This is a genomic window from Psychrobacter sp. NG25 (assembly GCF_015234355.1).
In the GTDB taxonomy this organism is placed as follows: Bacteria; Pseudomonadota; Gammaproteobacteria; order Pseudomonadales; family Moraxellaceae; genus Psychrobacter.
Window position 1 is genome coordinate 95,435 of sequence record NZ_JADGMV010000009.1, and the last position, 14,873, is coordinate 110,307.

At 42.3% G+C, this 14,873-nt stretch carries 15 protein-coding genes; 6 read left to right on the forward strand and 9 right to left on the reverse strand.

The window, feature by feature from the left end; translation table 11 throughout:
- Positions 1-11 precede the first annotated feature (11 nt).
- Positions 12-794: a sulfite exporter TauE/SafE family protein gene (locus IPZ60_RS12945; protein WP_194198153.1), complete on the forward strand. Its 783-nt coding sequence runs from the start codon at positions 12-14 to the stop codon at positions 792-794.
- A gap of 33 nt (positions 795-827) precedes the next feature.
- Here IPZ60_RS12945 and IPZ60_RS12950 read toward each other — a convergent pair whose 3' ends face one another.
- From IPZ60_RS12950 to IPZ60_RS12960, 3 genes are all read right to left on the reverse strand, one after another.
- Positions 828-1,736 carry a histone deacetylase gene (locus tag IPZ60_RS12950; RefSeq protein WP_194198154.1) on the reverse strand — a complete coding sequence of 303 codons (909 nt, stop codon included), beginning with the start codon at positions 1,734-1,736 and terminating at the stop codon, positions 828-830.
- Between the two features lie 58 nt (positions 1,737-1,794).
- Complete coding sequence (locus IPZ60_RS12955) at positions 1,795-2,589, reverse strand: YbjN domain-containing protein (protein WP_194198155.1); 795 nt, start codon at positions 2,587-2,589, stop codon at positions 1,795-1,797.
- A 64-nt stretch (positions 2,590-2,653) separates the two neighbouring features.
- Positions 2,654-3,703 (reverse strand): hypothetical protein, encoded by a 1,050-nt coding sequence (locus IPZ60_RS12960; protein ID WP_227669363.1) that lies wholly within the window; start codon positions 3,701-3,703, stop codon positions 2,654-2,656.
- Positions 3,704-3,836: 133 nt separating this feature from the next.
- Between IPZ60_RS12960 and ccmA the strand changes: the two genes are divergently transcribed.
- From ccmA to ccmE, 5 genes are all read left to right on the forward strand, one after another.
- Positions 3,837-4,466: a heme ABC exporter ATP-binding protein CcmA gene (ccmA, locus tag IPZ60_RS12965; protein ID WP_194198156.1), complete on the forward strand. Its 630-nt coding sequence runs from the start codon at positions 3,837-3,839 to the stop codon at positions 4,464-4,466.
- 150 nt (positions 4,467-4,616) lie between these two features.
- Positions 4,617-5,273 carry a heme exporter protein CcmB gene (locus IPZ60_RS12970; RefSeq protein ID WP_110924123.1) on the forward strand — a complete coding sequence of 219 codons (657 nt, stop codon included), beginning with the start codon at positions 4,617-4,619 and terminating at the stop codon, positions 5,271-5,273.
- A gap of 214 nt (positions 5,274-5,487) precedes the next feature.
- On the forward strand, positions 5,488-6,276 hold the full coding sequence (gene ccmC / locus IPZ60_RS12975) for a heme ABC transporter permease CcmC (RefSeq protein WP_110924043.1): 789 nt from the start codon (positions 5,488-5,490) through the stop codon (positions 6,274-6,276).
- 16 nt (positions 6,277-6,292) lie between these two features.
- The gene (ccmD, locus tag IPZ60_RS12980) at positions 6,293-6,514 is read left to right on the forward strand and encodes a heme exporter protein CcmD (protein ID WP_110924042.1); all 222 of its coding nucleotides are present in this window, start codon (positions 6,293-6,295) and stop codon (positions 6,512-6,514) included.
- Between the two features lie 244 nt (positions 6,515-6,758).
- The gene (ccmE, locus tag IPZ60_RS12985; protein WP_194198157.1) at positions 6,759-7,259 is read left to right on the forward strand and encodes a cytochrome c maturation protein CcmE; all 501 of its coding nucleotides are present in this window, start codon (positions 6,759-6,761) and stop codon (positions 7,257-7,259) included.
- Positions 7,260-7,502: 243 nt separating this feature from the next.
- Here ccmE and IPZ60_RS12990 read toward each other — a convergent pair whose 3' ends face one another.
- The 6 genes from IPZ60_RS12990 to IPZ60_RS13015 form a co-directional block, all read right to left on the reverse strand.
- A complete protein-coding gene (locus tag IPZ60_RS12990; RefSeq protein WP_194198158.1) occupies positions 7,503-8,351 on the reverse strand; it encodes an aldo/keto reductase in 849 nt (282 codons plus the stop codon).
- 396 nt (positions 8,352-8,747) lie between these two features.
- On the reverse strand, positions 8,748-9,704 hold the full coding sequence (locus IPZ60_RS12995) for a MetQ/NlpA family ABC transporter substrate-binding protein (protein WP_194198159.1): 957 nt from the start codon (positions 9,702-9,704) through the stop codon (positions 8,748-8,750).
- A gap of 230 nt (positions 9,705-9,934) precedes the next feature.
- Positions 9,935-10,591: a methionine ABC transporter permease gene (locus IPZ60_RS13000; protein ID WP_370463045.1), complete on the reverse strand. Its 657-nt coding sequence runs from the start codon at positions 10,589-10,591 to the stop codon at positions 9,935-9,937.
- A gap of 48 nt (positions 10,592-10,639) precedes the next feature.
- Positions 10,640-11,410, reverse strand: a complete 771-nt coding sequence (locus IPZ60_RS13005; RefSeq protein ID WP_194198161.1) for a methionine ABC transporter ATP-binding protein — start codon at positions 11,408-11,410, stop codon at positions 10,640-10,642.
- A gap of 256 nt (positions 11,411-11,666) precedes the next feature.
- Entirely contained in the window at positions 11,667-13,754 is a 2,088-nt protein-coding gene (locus IPZ60_RS13010; RefSeq protein WP_194198162.1) for a sensor histidine kinase, read from the reverse strand.
- Positions 13,755-13,860: 106 nt separating this feature from the next.
- Positions 13,861-14,583, reverse strand: coding sequence for a response regulator transcription factor (locus IPZ60_RS13015; RefSeq protein WP_110924036.1), 723 nt, complete (start codon positions 14,581-14,583; stop codon positions 13,861-13,863).
- Positions 14,584-14,873: the final 290 nt, after the last annotated feature.

A 14,873-nucleotide genomic window follows, 5' to 3' on the forward strand; every position in this document is an offset into this window, starting at 1 on the left:
TGGTATGACATATGATGGAAATGGCGGGTAACGATAGCATGCAGATGCTAATACTGACTTTGATTTTTGCAATGGCATCGCTGCTGCATGGTATTAGCGGGCTAGGTGTGACGTTGGTGACAACCACGGCACTTGCGAGTATTTACCCGTTACCACACGCTATTGTGCTGGTTATTTTTCCCTCTATACTACTCAATGCGATGACTTGGTTGTCTGGTGGTGGTCGTACGATTTGGCAAAACTTTACTTATTATGGTCGGCGTTATTGGTTACTGGCATTGACCAGCTTACTTGGCAGTATATTGGGTGCCAAGTTATTGCTATGGATAGATAGTGCTTATATTTTATTAACATTGGCAGCGGTTATTGCCTTTTATGTCATCAGTAGTTTACTTGGCAAACAAATACGTCTACCAGATACCAAGCCTGTGCTGATTATGGTTGGTTTTAGCGCCGGCGTTATTGGCGGTGCGACCAATGCCATGTCGACCATCCTGATGATGTATCTGCTGTCTGCCAGCGATGATAAAAACACCATCGCGAAAGTCGGCAATATGTGTTATTTCTTGGGTAAAGTTGCCCAGATTATCGTACTACGTGAACCAATTATGGCGTTGACCAGTGGTGAGTGGCAGCTGATTACTTTACTCAGTGTGATATCTATCATTACTCTTTTGGTTGGTATTCGCCTGCGTCGTTACTTGCCGCAAGCTCGCTTTCGTCAGCTTATTTTATTGATTGTCACGGTGCTTGGTATTCGTGTGGGTTGGCAGGGGATTACGGCATTTTTGTAGTAGCCAACGTCTTTAAGTTGGCATAGGTGCAGTTTACTTACCAAAGAATATCTGCTGCGCCAGACGGAAAGTATTGCAGTGCGCTTCGACCACATCTTCAATATCTTCTGAATAGCCACCACCCATCACGATAGCAACAGGAATGTAGGTGGCTTTTGCTTGCTGCAATACATATTCATCACGCGCTTTACAACCTTCCATCGTCAAACCGAGTTTCCCTAATTTATCAGTGGCCAATACGTCTACCGCAGACTGATAAAAAATCATGTCGGGTGCAAACTTTTTTATTAGGCGTGGTAGCGTATCCTTTAATATCTGTAAATACTCGGCATCACCCGTATCGTTATCTAGCTCAATATCCAAATCTGATATTTGCTTGCGAAAAGGATAGTTCTTTGCACCATGCATACTGAACACAAAAACGCGTGGCTCATCTAACATAATGCTAGCGTTGCCATTACCTTGATGCACATCTAAATCAACCACCAAAATCTTTTGTGCCAATCCGCGATCTAATAATAAATTACTAGCAATACAGACATCGTTAAAGACACAAAACCCTTCACCATGATCGGAAAACGCGTGATGTGTGCCACCTGCGACATTCATTGCCACGCCATATTGCTGTGCATATAATGCGCATTCATATGTCGCATGGGCAATATAACGACCACGTTCTACCAGCCCGGGTGTCATGTCAAAGCCAATGGCACGTGCTTCTCTCCGCGGTAATGTCTGCGTTTTCAGTTGATACCAGTAATCATGCGTATGAGTGGTCAAAATCTCGTCTTCACTCAAGCGTGCAGGCGCAAAAAAGTTATCGGTCGTGATAGTCCCTTCGGCCAGTAAGCGCTCAGGAATCATGGTGTACTTCTGCATAGGGAAGCGATGCTTTTCAGGCACTGAGTAACGAAAAATATCAGAGTAAGCAATTTTTAGCATAAGGGCGATGGTTTTCTAAACGGGTGAGTGGATAGTAGGATAATGGCTAACGATGGCTCTATTGTACAAACTGCGTGGGCAAAAAGAACGTGCGAGCGTCTGCTTGTTGGTTTAACTCTGCAAGTAATGTTTGCATGTCTTCTGCAGGATCTTGATTGTTGATTAAATCACTAAATAACTCATGAGCGACGGTGGTCATAGCAACCACGCTTTGTAGTAAGTGTTCGATCAGTGCCTTGTCTATATCAACTGCTTCGACATCGATGGCGGTTTTATAGCGTATTTCTCCGTCATTAACATCCATTTCCAAGTTACCAATCATCATATTGTAATTGATTTGAGTGATTAGTAGCATCGCAGCGCTTTGATGACTCTCTGGGATTGAAAATGGCAAAATACCATAGATGGCCAGCAGCTTGTTTTTCTCCTGCCAGCGAAATAGATAAGCACAGATTAGTTGTTTGTGACGCATCGAAAAAGACAAATGATGTGATTGCTGGTCATCATTGGCTTTCGGGCGATGATAAGTATAGTGCCATTTTTTGGTATTAAGATACTGCTTCAGACAGTCGATAATAAGTGTGTCAGATTGCTCGGGTTGCTGTTTATCTAAGCTTAAAGCATCAGGTTGCACCTGCTCACTTTCATTTTCAATGGGAGAGTTAGAGTTGCTCTTATTCTCATTATGATTATGCGAGTCACTATGGTCATCATTATGGTCATGTAAGACACTAGTCTCTCTGCTACTTATATCATCATTGCGCACATCAGTATCAGCAACAGCCTGCGGTGCAGCAGCAGTCAATAACTGTTTGAGTTTTTGCCACAAGCTGCGTTTAGTCGTTTGGCTCATAATGTATGTTGCTGATCAATAAGTGAATGATAATGGTGTCCGCTGTTTAACCCAAAATGTTGAGTTACTCGTTATTGAGTGCCAACCCTTCTTTGATATGCGATTGTGCATAAAACGCTTCTAACATCTGACGAATATGTGCCACAAACCATGGACTATCAAGCGCATCGTGTACGACAGGCAGTAGCATCGTACTAAACTGTGTCATGGCTTGCTCATCAATATGCAAACTGGCAGCGACAGTCGCAATCGTGTCTGTTTGATGATTGTCATACCAAGTATCGATGCTTGCTGCTGCTAGCGTATGTAAATACGGCGACACGCGCAGGCGGTTATAGCTCTGCTGAATACTGGCTTCGATATGATCAATACTACTGTTGTCAGGCTCGTCACGCAGATATGTTTGCAAGTGACTGACAGGCTGCTCTTTGATGCGCGCCCAACCAGTGACTAATAACCGTGCCACTTCTTCATTTGATAGATGTGCTTGTGCATTGGCTTCTGCTCGACGTGTTAAATCTTTAATATTGCGGTGCAAATAGGCTTGCAGCTTTTCGTCAAGATTTCTGTTGGTCGCCTTTTCAAAAGAGCTACGTCCCAGTTTCATCAATTTACCAACACCGCCTGCTTTATCTAGTGTGCTTTCCATAAAGTCGTTGATCGCGTGATATAGCGTCTGGGTCAGTAAGTCTGCAAAGGTTTCATTGCCAACTAGCGTGTGAATTAAAACATTGCGCTGCTGTTCATGACTGCCTACATAGTTGGCTAGCGTCTCAACCTGTGTATCATCTACTAGCTCGGATAGGGGTACGTTATCATTGACTGGGTGATAAATAACCGTGTGCAAAATATCACGGATATCCTTACGCATCACCGCCGTCATGGGCTGACTTAGTAGCCAATCACTCATCAAATGCTGCAAGTTATCACGGCTGATGTATTTGTTAAGTGGTTGTGTGCCAAACCATTGCCAAGCTTCCATACTCAGTGGCTCAGCCTGCTGGCGTAACCAATGCTGCATAAAATCAACTTGGGCATTGATTAAGCTATTAATGGTAAACGTCGACGTGTTTGTTTCTAAGTCTAGGTTTTGGTTATCTTTTGAAGTCTGCATAGGTTTTGAGGTCATAGTAATCGACAATTTGTTATACTGAGTGTTTGTGGTAAGCATAAAGTATTATGCCATGAACATCATATTTGTTTGTGGTGAATATTGATTACTGTTTGATAAATAATGAGAGGTTTTGATGACAGCTTTGGATACGCCTTTACTGGTGCTTGACGGTTTGACAGTCCAGCGCGGTGAAATACCTTTATGTGAAGCCGTCTCTCTCAATTTATCTGCAGGTAGCATCTGTCATTTAATTGGTGCAAATGGTACGGGTAAAACGACACTATTGATGCAGCTGGCTGGATTACTGCCAGTCATTACTGGTGAGGTTGCTTACCAAGGGGCTTTAAGTCTGCCTATTCAACCTTTATATGTCTCGCACCAATTGGGTATTCATCCAAATCTCACCGTGGCACAAAACCTGACTTTTCTACTGAATTTATATGGTATCACACCCAGTGTGGCTGATATTGATGATGCGCTCGCTTGGGTAGGATTACAAGGATTTGAGACCGTTAGCTCAAGTCATTTATCTGCTGGGCAGACTCGCCGTATTACCCTCGCAAGATTATATCTACTGACCCCTGATATCACACCTTTGTGGTTACTTGATGAGCCTTTTACTGCGCTTGATGTCGATATGGTGGAGCGAATGGAAGACAGATTGAGTGACTTTGCTAATGCTGGTGGCTCAATATTAATGACCAGTCATCAGGCCGTTGGCGTTGCCAATCAAGTGCTCGATTTGTCAGATTATATGGTGTGAATGCGATAGCTATAAGAAGTGCGATAGCTTCAATAAGTGTGATAACTATAAGCAGTATAGGTAAAAGGACGGATAATGACAGACAGCCCCGTACAAACAACAAATAAAGGCTCGAACGTTATCGTATCAGCTGTGCGCGGCATTGGTTTTATGCAGTTGTGGCGTCGTGAATGGCAAGTGAAGCAGCAGGGCGCGGTGCAGTGGTTGTATCCTTTAGTACTATTTCTAGTCATTATAACCTTGTTTCCGTTAGCAGTTGGTAGCGAGCCTGCGCTATTGCAGCGGCTCGGTGTGTCTGCCGTATGGATTGCCGCGCTATTATCACTAGTAATGGGCGTTGATGGACTATTTAAGCCCGCGCTTGATAATGGTACGCTCGCACAATTAGTCGTCGCCAATGCTTCATTGCCACTGTGGGTATTGATACGTTTGGTGATTCATTGGATTTTTAGTAGTGGTATTGTGGCAGCGCTCAGCTTGCTTGCCGTACCATTGTTTCAGCTTAGTTGGTTTGAGGCGTGGATACTAATGGCCTCTATTGTGACGGGTAGTCCCATGCTTTTGATGCTGTCGGCAGTTGCCAGTAGTTTGACGCTATCATTGAAAAATGGCGCAGTGCTCGTGCCATTAATCGCCTTGCCAATGCAGTTGCCGGTATTGATTTTTGCGACTGGTGCCGTTGATTTGTTCGCTTCTGGTTTGAATGGCTTGCCTATTTTAGCGTTATTATTGGCAGGCAGTATTATTTCAGTTTTGATCATGCCATGGGTGATTGCGATGACCTTAAAAATGGCGTGGCTTAATTAAAAACCAAGTAGGATGCATCAACAGTCCTCATAAAAAACCTTTGTATTAACAGCCTGTTGAAAACGGGTAATTTTGCTATAATAGCCAACTTAATACGCAAACAATCACTTGTAGATTCTATCCAGTGTTTAACGCCAGCAGGTCAATAGATAGTAGCGCTCATAGTGTGCTGTGTCTGTTATGATCAAAGAGCTGCGCAAATAGGTTTATCCCCATGCCCAACCTGAATAACGTCTCATCTCCTAGCCTGTGGCAGCGCATTTGGCAAGGCTTTTTGACCACTGTGGGTACCAAGGAGTTTTTCCGTATCTTTGGACCTTGGGTTAAGTGGTTGGCCATATTAGCCAGTATTTGCCTGCTGATAGGTAGCGTTTGGGGGCTTGCTTTTGCGCCGCCTGACTACTTGCAGGGCAATAGCTATCGCATTATCTTTATCCACGTACCAGCTGCTGGTCTTGCGATTTCTATTTATTTTGCGCTCGCTATACTAGGGGCAATTTATTTAGTCTGGAAGATTAAGACAGCCAGTTTGGTGGCTCAGGCGATTGCTCCCATAGGCTTCTTGCTCTGTATTATTAGCTTGATTACAGGCTCCATTTGGGCAAAACCCACTTGGGGCACTTATTGGGTCTGGGATGCACGCTTAACGTCTATGCTGATTTTGGCATTCTTATATGCCGGTGTCATGGCATTGTTCGCAGCCTTTGAGCATACTGCCAATCGCGGCAAAGCGGCAGCCATTTTATCGATTGTTGGTGCCGTGAACTTACCGATTATCAAGTACTCAGTACAGTGGTGGAATACGTTGCATCAAGGTTCAACTTTTAGTTTAACCTCAGCGCCAAAGATGTCGGCAGATATGTGGATGCCATTGCTATTGATGGTAATTGGTAGCTATTTACTGGTGGCAACATTAGCCATTTATCGTACCAATACTTTGATATTGTATCGTGACCAAGGCAAAGCATGGGTGAAAGAATACATCCGTGGTCAACATAAATAACGGCTAGGAAACGATTATGCAGCCCTATTTTTATAGCGTATCTGAGTTCATCGCCATGGGTAAGCATGGTGTTTTTGTTTGGTCATGTTGGGCAATCACGGTTGGCGCGATGCTGATTTTTATTGCTTATAGTCGCCGCCAGAGACAAGCCCTTATCAAGCAGCTGACAATTCAGCAAGCACGTCAGGCACAGCGTACGACTAAAGCAACACCATCTGCGACCAAGCACTCTCGTTAAAAAAACATTTCGATATCATGACTTTAGTGCATAAATGGTCAGTGAGCCATTTATCAATGGGTAACATCATACCTCACTATAAGGCCTATTGATTTGTCCGAAAAATGCTACCATATAGCCGTTAGAAGAGTACGATTAGAAAGACATTTTTAGAAAGTTTTTCTAATGGTAGTTTCTTCAAATTTTTCTGTTTTATAGATTGATTATGGTTTGTAAAACAGCGACTCATCAATGAGGTAGTGGTATGAACGCAGTTCGTCGCAAAAAACTGATGTGGGTTATGTTTACGCTTGCAGGTGCAGCGATCGCCGTGGTATTGGTTATTTATGCTATTGGGCAACAGACTGATTATTATTTTGACGCGACCGCGATAGCAAAAGGTGAGGCGCCACAAGATAAGCGCATTCGTGCAGGCGGTATGGTGGTAGCGGGTAGCGTACAGCGTGCAGCAGACAATCCACTGAATGTTGAGTTTGCGATTACTGATTTTGAATCAACCGTTCCAGTAACTTATCAAGGTATCTTGCCAGATTTATTCGCTGAAAACTCAGGTGTGGTTGCCACTGGTAAAATGCAAGGTGATACCTTTGTAGCTGGTGAAGTATTGGCTAAGCATGACGAAAACTACATGCCTCCAGAAGTAGCCAAATCAATGAAAGAGAACAATCGAAGCGGTGCCGTACCTTCTTCTGAGCAATACAATCCTGCTGAAAAGGTTCATGAGACCGATACGCTGCAGCAGTAATATATTCATTCCACTATAAAAGTATTACAGCGTAAACCTCGCTCAAAGTATTTAATATACATCTACGCTCGGTTGCCTTGTACTGCTTTTAAACTGAATCGACTGTATTTGAACGAATTTAACCATAAAAAAGAGCCGCTAAAATCAATTAGCGGCTCTTTTTTATATGATTTTAGAATATATCCTAATCAAATATGTGCTTTGCTCGTTTAGATTTAGGATACGGTAGAATCCAACGAAGAATTAGTCATCCCATACAGGGCTATAGTCAGGATGTTCAATTTTGCGACCAGCTCTGCTAGCTAAGTTGCCAATTTTTTCTAATTCTTCAGCACTCAATTGCACGTTGAGGGCATATAAGTTGCCTTGTAGATGGTCAGGGTTTGCAGTCTTCGGAATGGCGACACGATGTTTATCTGATAAAATCCAAGCCAATGATATCTGTGCTGGTGTCACATTATGCTTATCTGCAATTTCTTTAATGGTATCGTTATCAAACACATCACCACGCGCGAGCGGTGAGTAAGCTTCTAATAAAATATGGTGATTGTTCAAGAAAGTCTGCAATGTGTTTTGCTTGATGAACGGATGAAACTCAACCTGATTGACCACAATTGGTACGTCAGCGTACTTTTTAGCTTCAATAATGTTAGCGATATTAAAGTTAGAAACACCGATATGACGCGTTAAACCCTGTTTCTGTAATTCACATAATGCAGGAATGGTTTCAGACAGTGGCACACGATCATCAGGCCAGTGTAACAGCAGTAAATCGACGTAATCAGTATCTAAATCTTCCAAAGAGCGCTTGGCCGCTGCGATTAGTTTTTCTGGTTGAAACTTCATATCGTCAGGAAATATTTTCGTCGTCAAAAAGAACTTATCGCGAGCCACACCTGATTGTTTGATACCTTGACCAACTTCTTTCTCATTGCCATAAGCCTGTGCAGTATCGATATGCTCGTAACCCATCTCTAACGCTTGTTTGACGACCTCAATGCAATCCTGTCCGGTTGATTGCCATGTGCCGAGACCGAGTACAGGGATGTTCGCTTGTCCAGCGGTACGAATTTTATAGTTTTTAACACTCATATTATTATCCTTATAGTTTATTATTTAATTTATCAGCAATAGTTGTATTTAATTTTACCTAGTAACTATTAAGCTTATCTACTATAAGAAAAATCAGTGTGAAGTGAAAGAGCAAGTGACGGTTTCCTACAAAGGACTAACAGGCTGTAACGTCATTTTCACTATATAGATCATTCCACTATAAAAATATTACTGCGTTAGCTTCGCTTGAAGTATTCAATATGCGTCTACACTCAGTTGCCTTGTACTATTTTTAAATCGAATTGACGATAAGTAATTGTTTATCATTGATAAAATTGAGACCAAAAAAAGCCCATCATTTATGAATGATGGGCTTTTACTACTTAAACTCAAAAATGGTTTATTTAGAGCAACCATTTTTGAGTGTTAGTCTACTTACTGAGCAGCTGCTTCAGCTTCAGCAGGTGCAGCGGCGTCAGTATGCGCGCCATGATCAGCGCCCCAGATTTTTGGATATTTATAACCTGGGAAAGTGTCATGAGCGTACTTCTTGAAAGCTTCTGAGTTATAAGCGTTGGTCACGTCTTCAACCCATTTTTTGCCAGTATCAGCAGACTTAATCGCTGACCAGTTGACATAAGAGAAGCTTGGCTCTTGGAATAGAGCTTCAGTCAGCTCGATACCTGCGTCCGTTGCATAGTTACCATTGATAACGGCAAAGTCAACTTCATCACGGGCGCGTGGTAATTGAGCAGCTTCTAATTCGATGATATCGATATCGTATTTACTGTTGTCAGCGATATCAGCTTTTGATGCAGTTAGTGGATCGATATTGTCTTTTAGCTTAATCCAACCAAGATCATTCATCATAACCAAGGCGCGTGCAAAGTTACTTGGATCGTTAGGTGCAGAAACACTCATGCCTTTGAAAGCAGCGTCAAGCGTGTTCTTTTTACCTGAGTAAATGCCAAGTGGCGCCGTTGGTACTTGGAATGCTTCTACTAGATCAAGATTGTTTTCTTTTTTGAAGTTATCAAGATAAGGCTTATGCTGGAAAATATTGATATCCAAATCACCTTCAGCCAATGCAAGGTTAGGGCGCACATAGTCAGTAAAGGCAATCAGTTCAACTTCATAGCCTTGAGCTTCAAGTGAGCCTTTTACTTGGTTACGTACCATATCGGCAAAATCACCTTCAGTAGTACCGATAATGATTTTTGTATGCTCAGGGTCGATATCACTAGCAGCAGTTTCTGCAGTTGATCCCTCAGTCACAGGTTCTTGTGTCGCTTCTGGTGCTGATGAATTGCTACAGCCAACTAGCACTAGGCTTGATACGCCAACAGCGGCAAATGCAGTCGCCAACTGACGGCTGATATCTGTTAATTTCATAGAACTTCCTTAATAAGAGGTATGGAGTAAAGGGTTAAATAGTGACCATCAAAAAAAGCAACATTATCAATAGTAATGCTGCTGAGTTAATGGTTGCTAATTTAGTAACAAAATTAAAGGGTCTCAGTAACAAAGTCAAGCATTTTGCTTAGTATGAATCGGCATCAAGCCTTGAGCATTCTTCATATAAGCACTGTTTCACTTCGTTTTATTCTTTCTTAATACTATTTCTAGCGTTTATCCAAGCGAGTGGCTAACCAGTTACCAGAAGCTTGAATTGAGATGACCATTATCGATAATACAATAACGATAAAAACCATAACCTCAGTTTGGTAGCGATAATAGCCATAACGAATGGCCAAATCACCCAGACCGCCACCACCAATCATACCCGCAGCTGCTGAATAAGAGAGCAGGCTGATACAAAGTATGGTCACGGACAATACCAGTCCTGAGCGGGCTTCATTGAGTAAAACTTTGATGATGGTAAAGGGACGTGCACCCATCGATTCAGTGGCTTCAATGATACCGCGCGGCACTTCACGTAAGTTTTGCTCGACCAAACGGGCAAAGTAAAACGAACCAGCGATAGCGAGTACTAATGATGCGGCAATAGGACCAATACCAGTACCTACGATTGCCTTAGTAAAAGGGCTCATAGCAATCATTAAAATCACAAAAGGAAAGGCGCGCATAAAGTTAGTGATACCACCAAGCACGCCATATAGCGTCTTATTTTGCAAAAACTGTCGATCACTGGACAAAAATAAGAATATGCCAAACAGCCCACCAATGACAATGGCGACTGTTGTAGAGATACCGAGCATAATAAACGTATCAATAAAGGCACTTATAATTTCTTTGCGCAGCACCAACAGTTTATCTATCGAGGCGGATAATTCACTACCAGTTAACATGTTTTTTCTCCTGCCTCATTAGTCTTCGTGCACTAAGCCTTGGCCAATAGGGGTGGTTGCCTGAATCAGACCGTCTCTTACATCTGCAACTTCTAGTAGTTGTCCTTGATGTAACAATGCAGCGCGATCACAGAGTCTACGAATGACACTCATCTCATGAGTCACAATGACAATGGTGACACCAAGTTGCTCGTTGATATCACGTAAGCATGTCAGCAAACTGCGGGTCGTCGCAGGATCTAGTGCACTGGTTGGCTCATCGGCCAATAGTACTTTTGGACTGGGTGCAATCGCACGGGCGATACCAACACGCTGCTTTTGTCCACCTGATAGCTGCGCAGGGTAGTGGCCTGCACGGTCGGTTAAGTCAACGATTGCTAGACAATCCATCACTCGCTTATGAATGTCACGGCTTGGATAACCAGAGATTTTTAAGTTAAATGCAACGTTATCAAAAACAGTTTGATTAGACATCAGGTTAAACTGCTGAAAAATCATACCAATATTATGACGTGCGATACGCAGCTCACTGGCAGATAACGTCGTTAAGTCAGTACCATCGATGATGACTTGACCGGCATCTGGGCGTTCCAGCATATTAATCAGACGCAATAAGGTTGATTTACCGGCACCTGAATATCCCATTAGGCCGAATATTTCGCCTTGTTGGATAGTGAGAGATGTCGGCTCAACGGCAGTAAACCAATGCGGTTTGCCGTTTTTGTCCTTGATTGATCGGTCGCTTAAGAAGCTTTTGGTCACATCGTTTAAGACAATCATGTCATTCATGGAGGGCTCAAAATTCAATAATATTTTAATAGTCATGAACGTGTTGTTTCGCTTCTACTACTGTGTAAGAAGCCAATTAAAAAACAACCGTTAACAACCCTATAATAAGGGGCGCTAATATAGCATATTATCAAGCACTTTGGATATGCACATCCGTGACAGGCTTATGACTAATAGCTATTAGTAGTGAGAACTTTGAGGAAGCGAGAGGGTAGTGAAGGCGTGATAGGAAATGTGCATCTGATAGCACGATCAACTAATCATACTGGTGGTAATGCGGATCATGCTCGACTGGTATGATGACTAAAAACCGAGTATAGCCATTGAGTGTGTCGGTGAGAATACGGCCTTGGTGTGCAGTGACAATTTGCGACACTAAAGACAAGCCTAGTCCAGAGCCTTTATTTTTTTGCTGTAAACGCACGAAGGGACTGAATACTTCTTCACGTTTGTCTTCAGGAATACCTGTACCTTCGTCAATCACTGCCAGCACTGCATATTTAGGTAATGGGCGTACAGGTTCCGCTTTGGCTTTCTTTATGTGCTTGGCAAATAGGCTTTCTTTGCGTGGTGAACTCTGAGTTTCAACAGTATTTTGATCATTATCTTTAGAGTCATTCTGCATGCCAGTTTTGGTGTTATTTTTCACGATGCCAGAATCAATAGATGCTTTATTCGTTTTTTGACCGTCTTTTGAATGAATGCTTGTATCGCTATCAGTAGACACCTCAGTATCGGGAACGATTCTCCAAATAACTTTTTTGATTCTGTCGGTCAAATCATTGGTGAAGCTGTAATAGTCAGCAATCAATGAAGATTCGCTATTGGTCTCAACTGTATCGCTGAGATTTGTTGAATTTTTAGTAATATCAGCATCATTCTGTTTATCGTTAGCATTGTCTTCTATAAGAGTAACACTAGTTTCCAGGTTTTCGTCATCAGTATCTGGCGTAATGCTTGTACCGTTTTTATAGATAGGCGGTGCTGGTAATATATCTTTTGTATCTGTTATTTCAGACTTGCTCTTATCGATAGTATTCAACGAATCATCTAAATCTAAAGCGTCGCGAGTGCCATTTTCGCTGACATCGATGGGTGCATCATATGATTCGAAATCAGAGCTACCATAATCAGCAAAGCTTTTGCATAACACGGTTTGTAGCAGATAGTCAGGAACGTTATCAGCTTCATCGATCGTTTGAACACCGTACAGTAATACTGTCACTGGCGGTTTGCCATGTAACATTGCATTGGTTAGTAAGTTGCGGATTAAATGAGTCAACATCGATGACTGGCCATCAATGACGATGTGCTCACCAATTAGAGTAGCTTCAGGATAATGCTGGCGTTCTTGATTGACTAAGTCGTATAAATCTAAATGCTCAACTTGTTGGAGGGCATGACCAGCATCTAAGCGGCTGACCAATAAAATACTCTCTACTAAATCATTAAGCCCTGACAAGTCACGATTGATTGCATGAGCACGTTTATCAAATTTTGCTTTGGTATCGGTTGGTAGCGTACCAGTCAGCATGTCCATCATTTCGATTTGCAAGCGGATACGAGTAATGGGCGTGCGTAGCTCATGAGAGGCGTGTGCTAATAGCAAGTTATTGGCATCGATAAGATGTTCGATTTTTTGTGCAGCTTGGTTAAATCCGCGTGCCAATGATGCAATCTCATCGTTACCACGAGCATTCACTCGTACCGTAAAGTCGCCATCACCCAACTGTGTCATCTGTTGGCTCATCTGATTGATACGCCAAGTAATGGTTCGAGCAATCCACCATAAGACACCTGCCATAATGAATAGCAGCAACAAAGTACCTGTGAATAAATTCAAGGCAGCAGATAGTACGGGTTTTTTGGGTGGTAAGCGTGATTCATATAACAGTGTATAGCCAGTAGCGCTATAGACTTGAGCTTGCTTGGTAGGGGACGTTTCTGCAAATGAAGGGAAAACACGAGATAACAAAGAAGGCGGTTCTGGCAGCTCTAGCGGTAGGTCACTGTTGTCTGTTTGCATGAGCAACCGACCTTGGCTGTCATACAAGCCCATCTTAGCTTGTAATGACTCATCAAAGATATCAAAGCTTTTTTTGACCACTGCCAACATAAAGCGAGACTGTAAGCGATTGTCTCGGCTAATGGAGGTATTTAGTTCATGCAGGAACGGGTCTATTTGTCCTAAGATTTGTGTAGCGAGTACTTCTGAGCGAATACCTGCATCTTTATCATGCACAAGTTGCGTCAACAGCACCATAGCCACTGCAAATAAGATAAGTGCCATCATGACACTGGCAAACAACTTGGCAAATACGGAACGAAAACCCAACTGCTGCATTAAACCATCTCTATTATTAGACGCTTATATCGATGCATACTGTTGATTCTATACGACTAAATCAACAGTATGAGTGTTTTTTCGATCCGTCAGCTGTTTTCTGTGATCAAACCTGATCAGTGGCAAATTGATAACCGACACCGCGTACCGTGATGATACGTTTTGGCTGGCGTGGATTGTCTTCAATTAGAGCTCTTAGACGTGAGATATGAACGTCAATGGCACGATCGATGTTGTCTGAGCTATCATCGTTTGGCATAGCTTGCCAAAGCTGCTCACGATTCAGTACTTTACCAGAATGTGTGGCAAAATAATGCAACAATTGGAACTGATGCGTCGTCAAACGTACAGCTTCATCATCGATAGTTACCTCATGGCTATCAGGGAATACGCTCAAACGACCAAAGGTCAAACTGTCTGACTGGCTATCTGCTTGATTCGGTTGCTCGTGACGACGAATGACAGCACGAATACGTGCTAGCAGTTCACGCGGTTCAAAAGGCTTAGAGATATAGTCATCAGCACCCATCTCAAGACCTAATACGCGATCGGTTGTATCACCTTTCGCTGTCAGCATGATGATTGGCACTTTGTTGGTCATATTGTTTTTGTTGCCGCGAATTTTCTGACACACTTGCATACCATCCATATCAGGTAGCATCAAATCAAGAACAACCAAGTCAATATCACGCTCTTTGGTATCTAATAATTCAAGACCTTCTTGACCAAGACCTGCATGATGCACATCATAATAGTTCATGGTTAAATAATCGCTGATCAATTCAGCTAAATCAGGATCGTCTTCAATCAATAAAATTTGCTTACTCATGGGTTATCCTCTAGTTGTTGTTATGGTTTATCAGAAGTTTAATATGCTCTGATATTTAAATCATGACAAATACATCAATGATTTTAATTTCTAAAGCATTCAAACCATCAAGCCTCTAAGATTTCAAAGTTTCTTTCAAAAGTAATTGCTTTCAGAAGTAAAAACTATCTAGCCAGTAGTTAGTTCTTAGTAATTTATAATACTTGGCTAATGCGATATATCATACTGTTATATTGCCTAATTAGGCTGTTACAAAACAAGAGAGGCTTTGTTAATATTTCTACACAATG

What these genes read in the sequence shown, in the direction of transcription:
- IPZ60_RS12945 (WP_194198153.1), top strand. Translation starts at nt 12, where the DNA reads ATGATGGAAATGGCGGGTAACGATAGCATGCAGATGCTAATACTGACT.
- IPZ60_RS12950 (WP_194198154.1), bottom strand. Translation starts at nt 1,736, where the DNA reads ATGCTAAAAATTGCTTACTCTGATATTTTTCGTTACTCAGTGCCTGAA.
- IPZ60_RS12955 (WP_194198155.1), bottom strand. Translation starts at nt 2,589, where the DNA reads ATGAGCCAAACGACTAAACGCAGCTTGTGGCAAAAACTCAAACAGTTA.
- IPZ60_RS12960 (WP_227669363.1), bottom strand. Translation starts at nt 3,703, where the DNA reads ATGCAGACTTCAAAAGATAACCAAAACCTAGACTTAGAAACAAACACG.
- ccmA (WP_194198156.1), top strand. Translation starts at nt 3,837, where the DNA reads ATGACAGCTTTGGATACGCCTTTACTGGTGCTTGACGGTTTGACAGTC.
- IPZ60_RS12970 (WP_110924123.1), top strand. Translation starts at nt 4,617, where the DNA reads ATGCAGTTGTGGCGTCGTGAATGGCAAGTGAAGCAGCAGGGCGCGGTG.
- ccmC (WP_110924043.1), top strand. Translation starts at nt 5,488, where the DNA reads ATGCCCAACCTGAATAACGTCTCATCTCCTAGCCTGTGGCAGCGCATT.
- ccmD (WP_110924042.1), top strand. Translation starts at nt 6,293, where the DNA reads ATGCAGCCCTATTTTTATAGCGTATCTGAGTTCATCGCCATGGGTAAG.
- ccmE (WP_194198157.1), top strand. Translation starts at nt 6,759, where the DNA reads ATGAACGCAGTTCGTCGCAAAAAACTGATGTGGGTTATGTTTACGCTT.
- IPZ60_RS12990 (WP_194198158.1), bottom strand. Translation starts at nt 8,351, where the DNA reads ATGAGTGTTAAAAACTATAAAATTCGTACCGCTGGACAAGCGAACATC.
- IPZ60_RS12995 (WP_194198159.1), bottom strand. Translation starts at nt 9,704, where the DNA reads ATGAAATTAACAGATATCAGCCGTCAGTTGGCGACTGCATTTGCCGCT.
- IPZ60_RS13005 (WP_194198161.1), bottom strand. Translation starts at nt 11,410, where the DNA reads ATGAATGACATGATTGTCTTAAACGATGTGACCAAAAGCTTCTTAAGC.
- IPZ60_RS13010 (WP_194198162.1), bottom strand. Translation starts at nt 13,754, where the DNA reads ATGCAGCAGTTGGGTTTTCGTTCCGTATTTGCCAAGTTGTTTGCCAGT.
- IPZ60_RS13015 (WP_110924036.1), bottom strand. Translation starts at nt 14,583, where the DNA reads ATGAGTAAGCAAATTTTATTGATTGAAGACGATCCTGATTTAGCTGAA.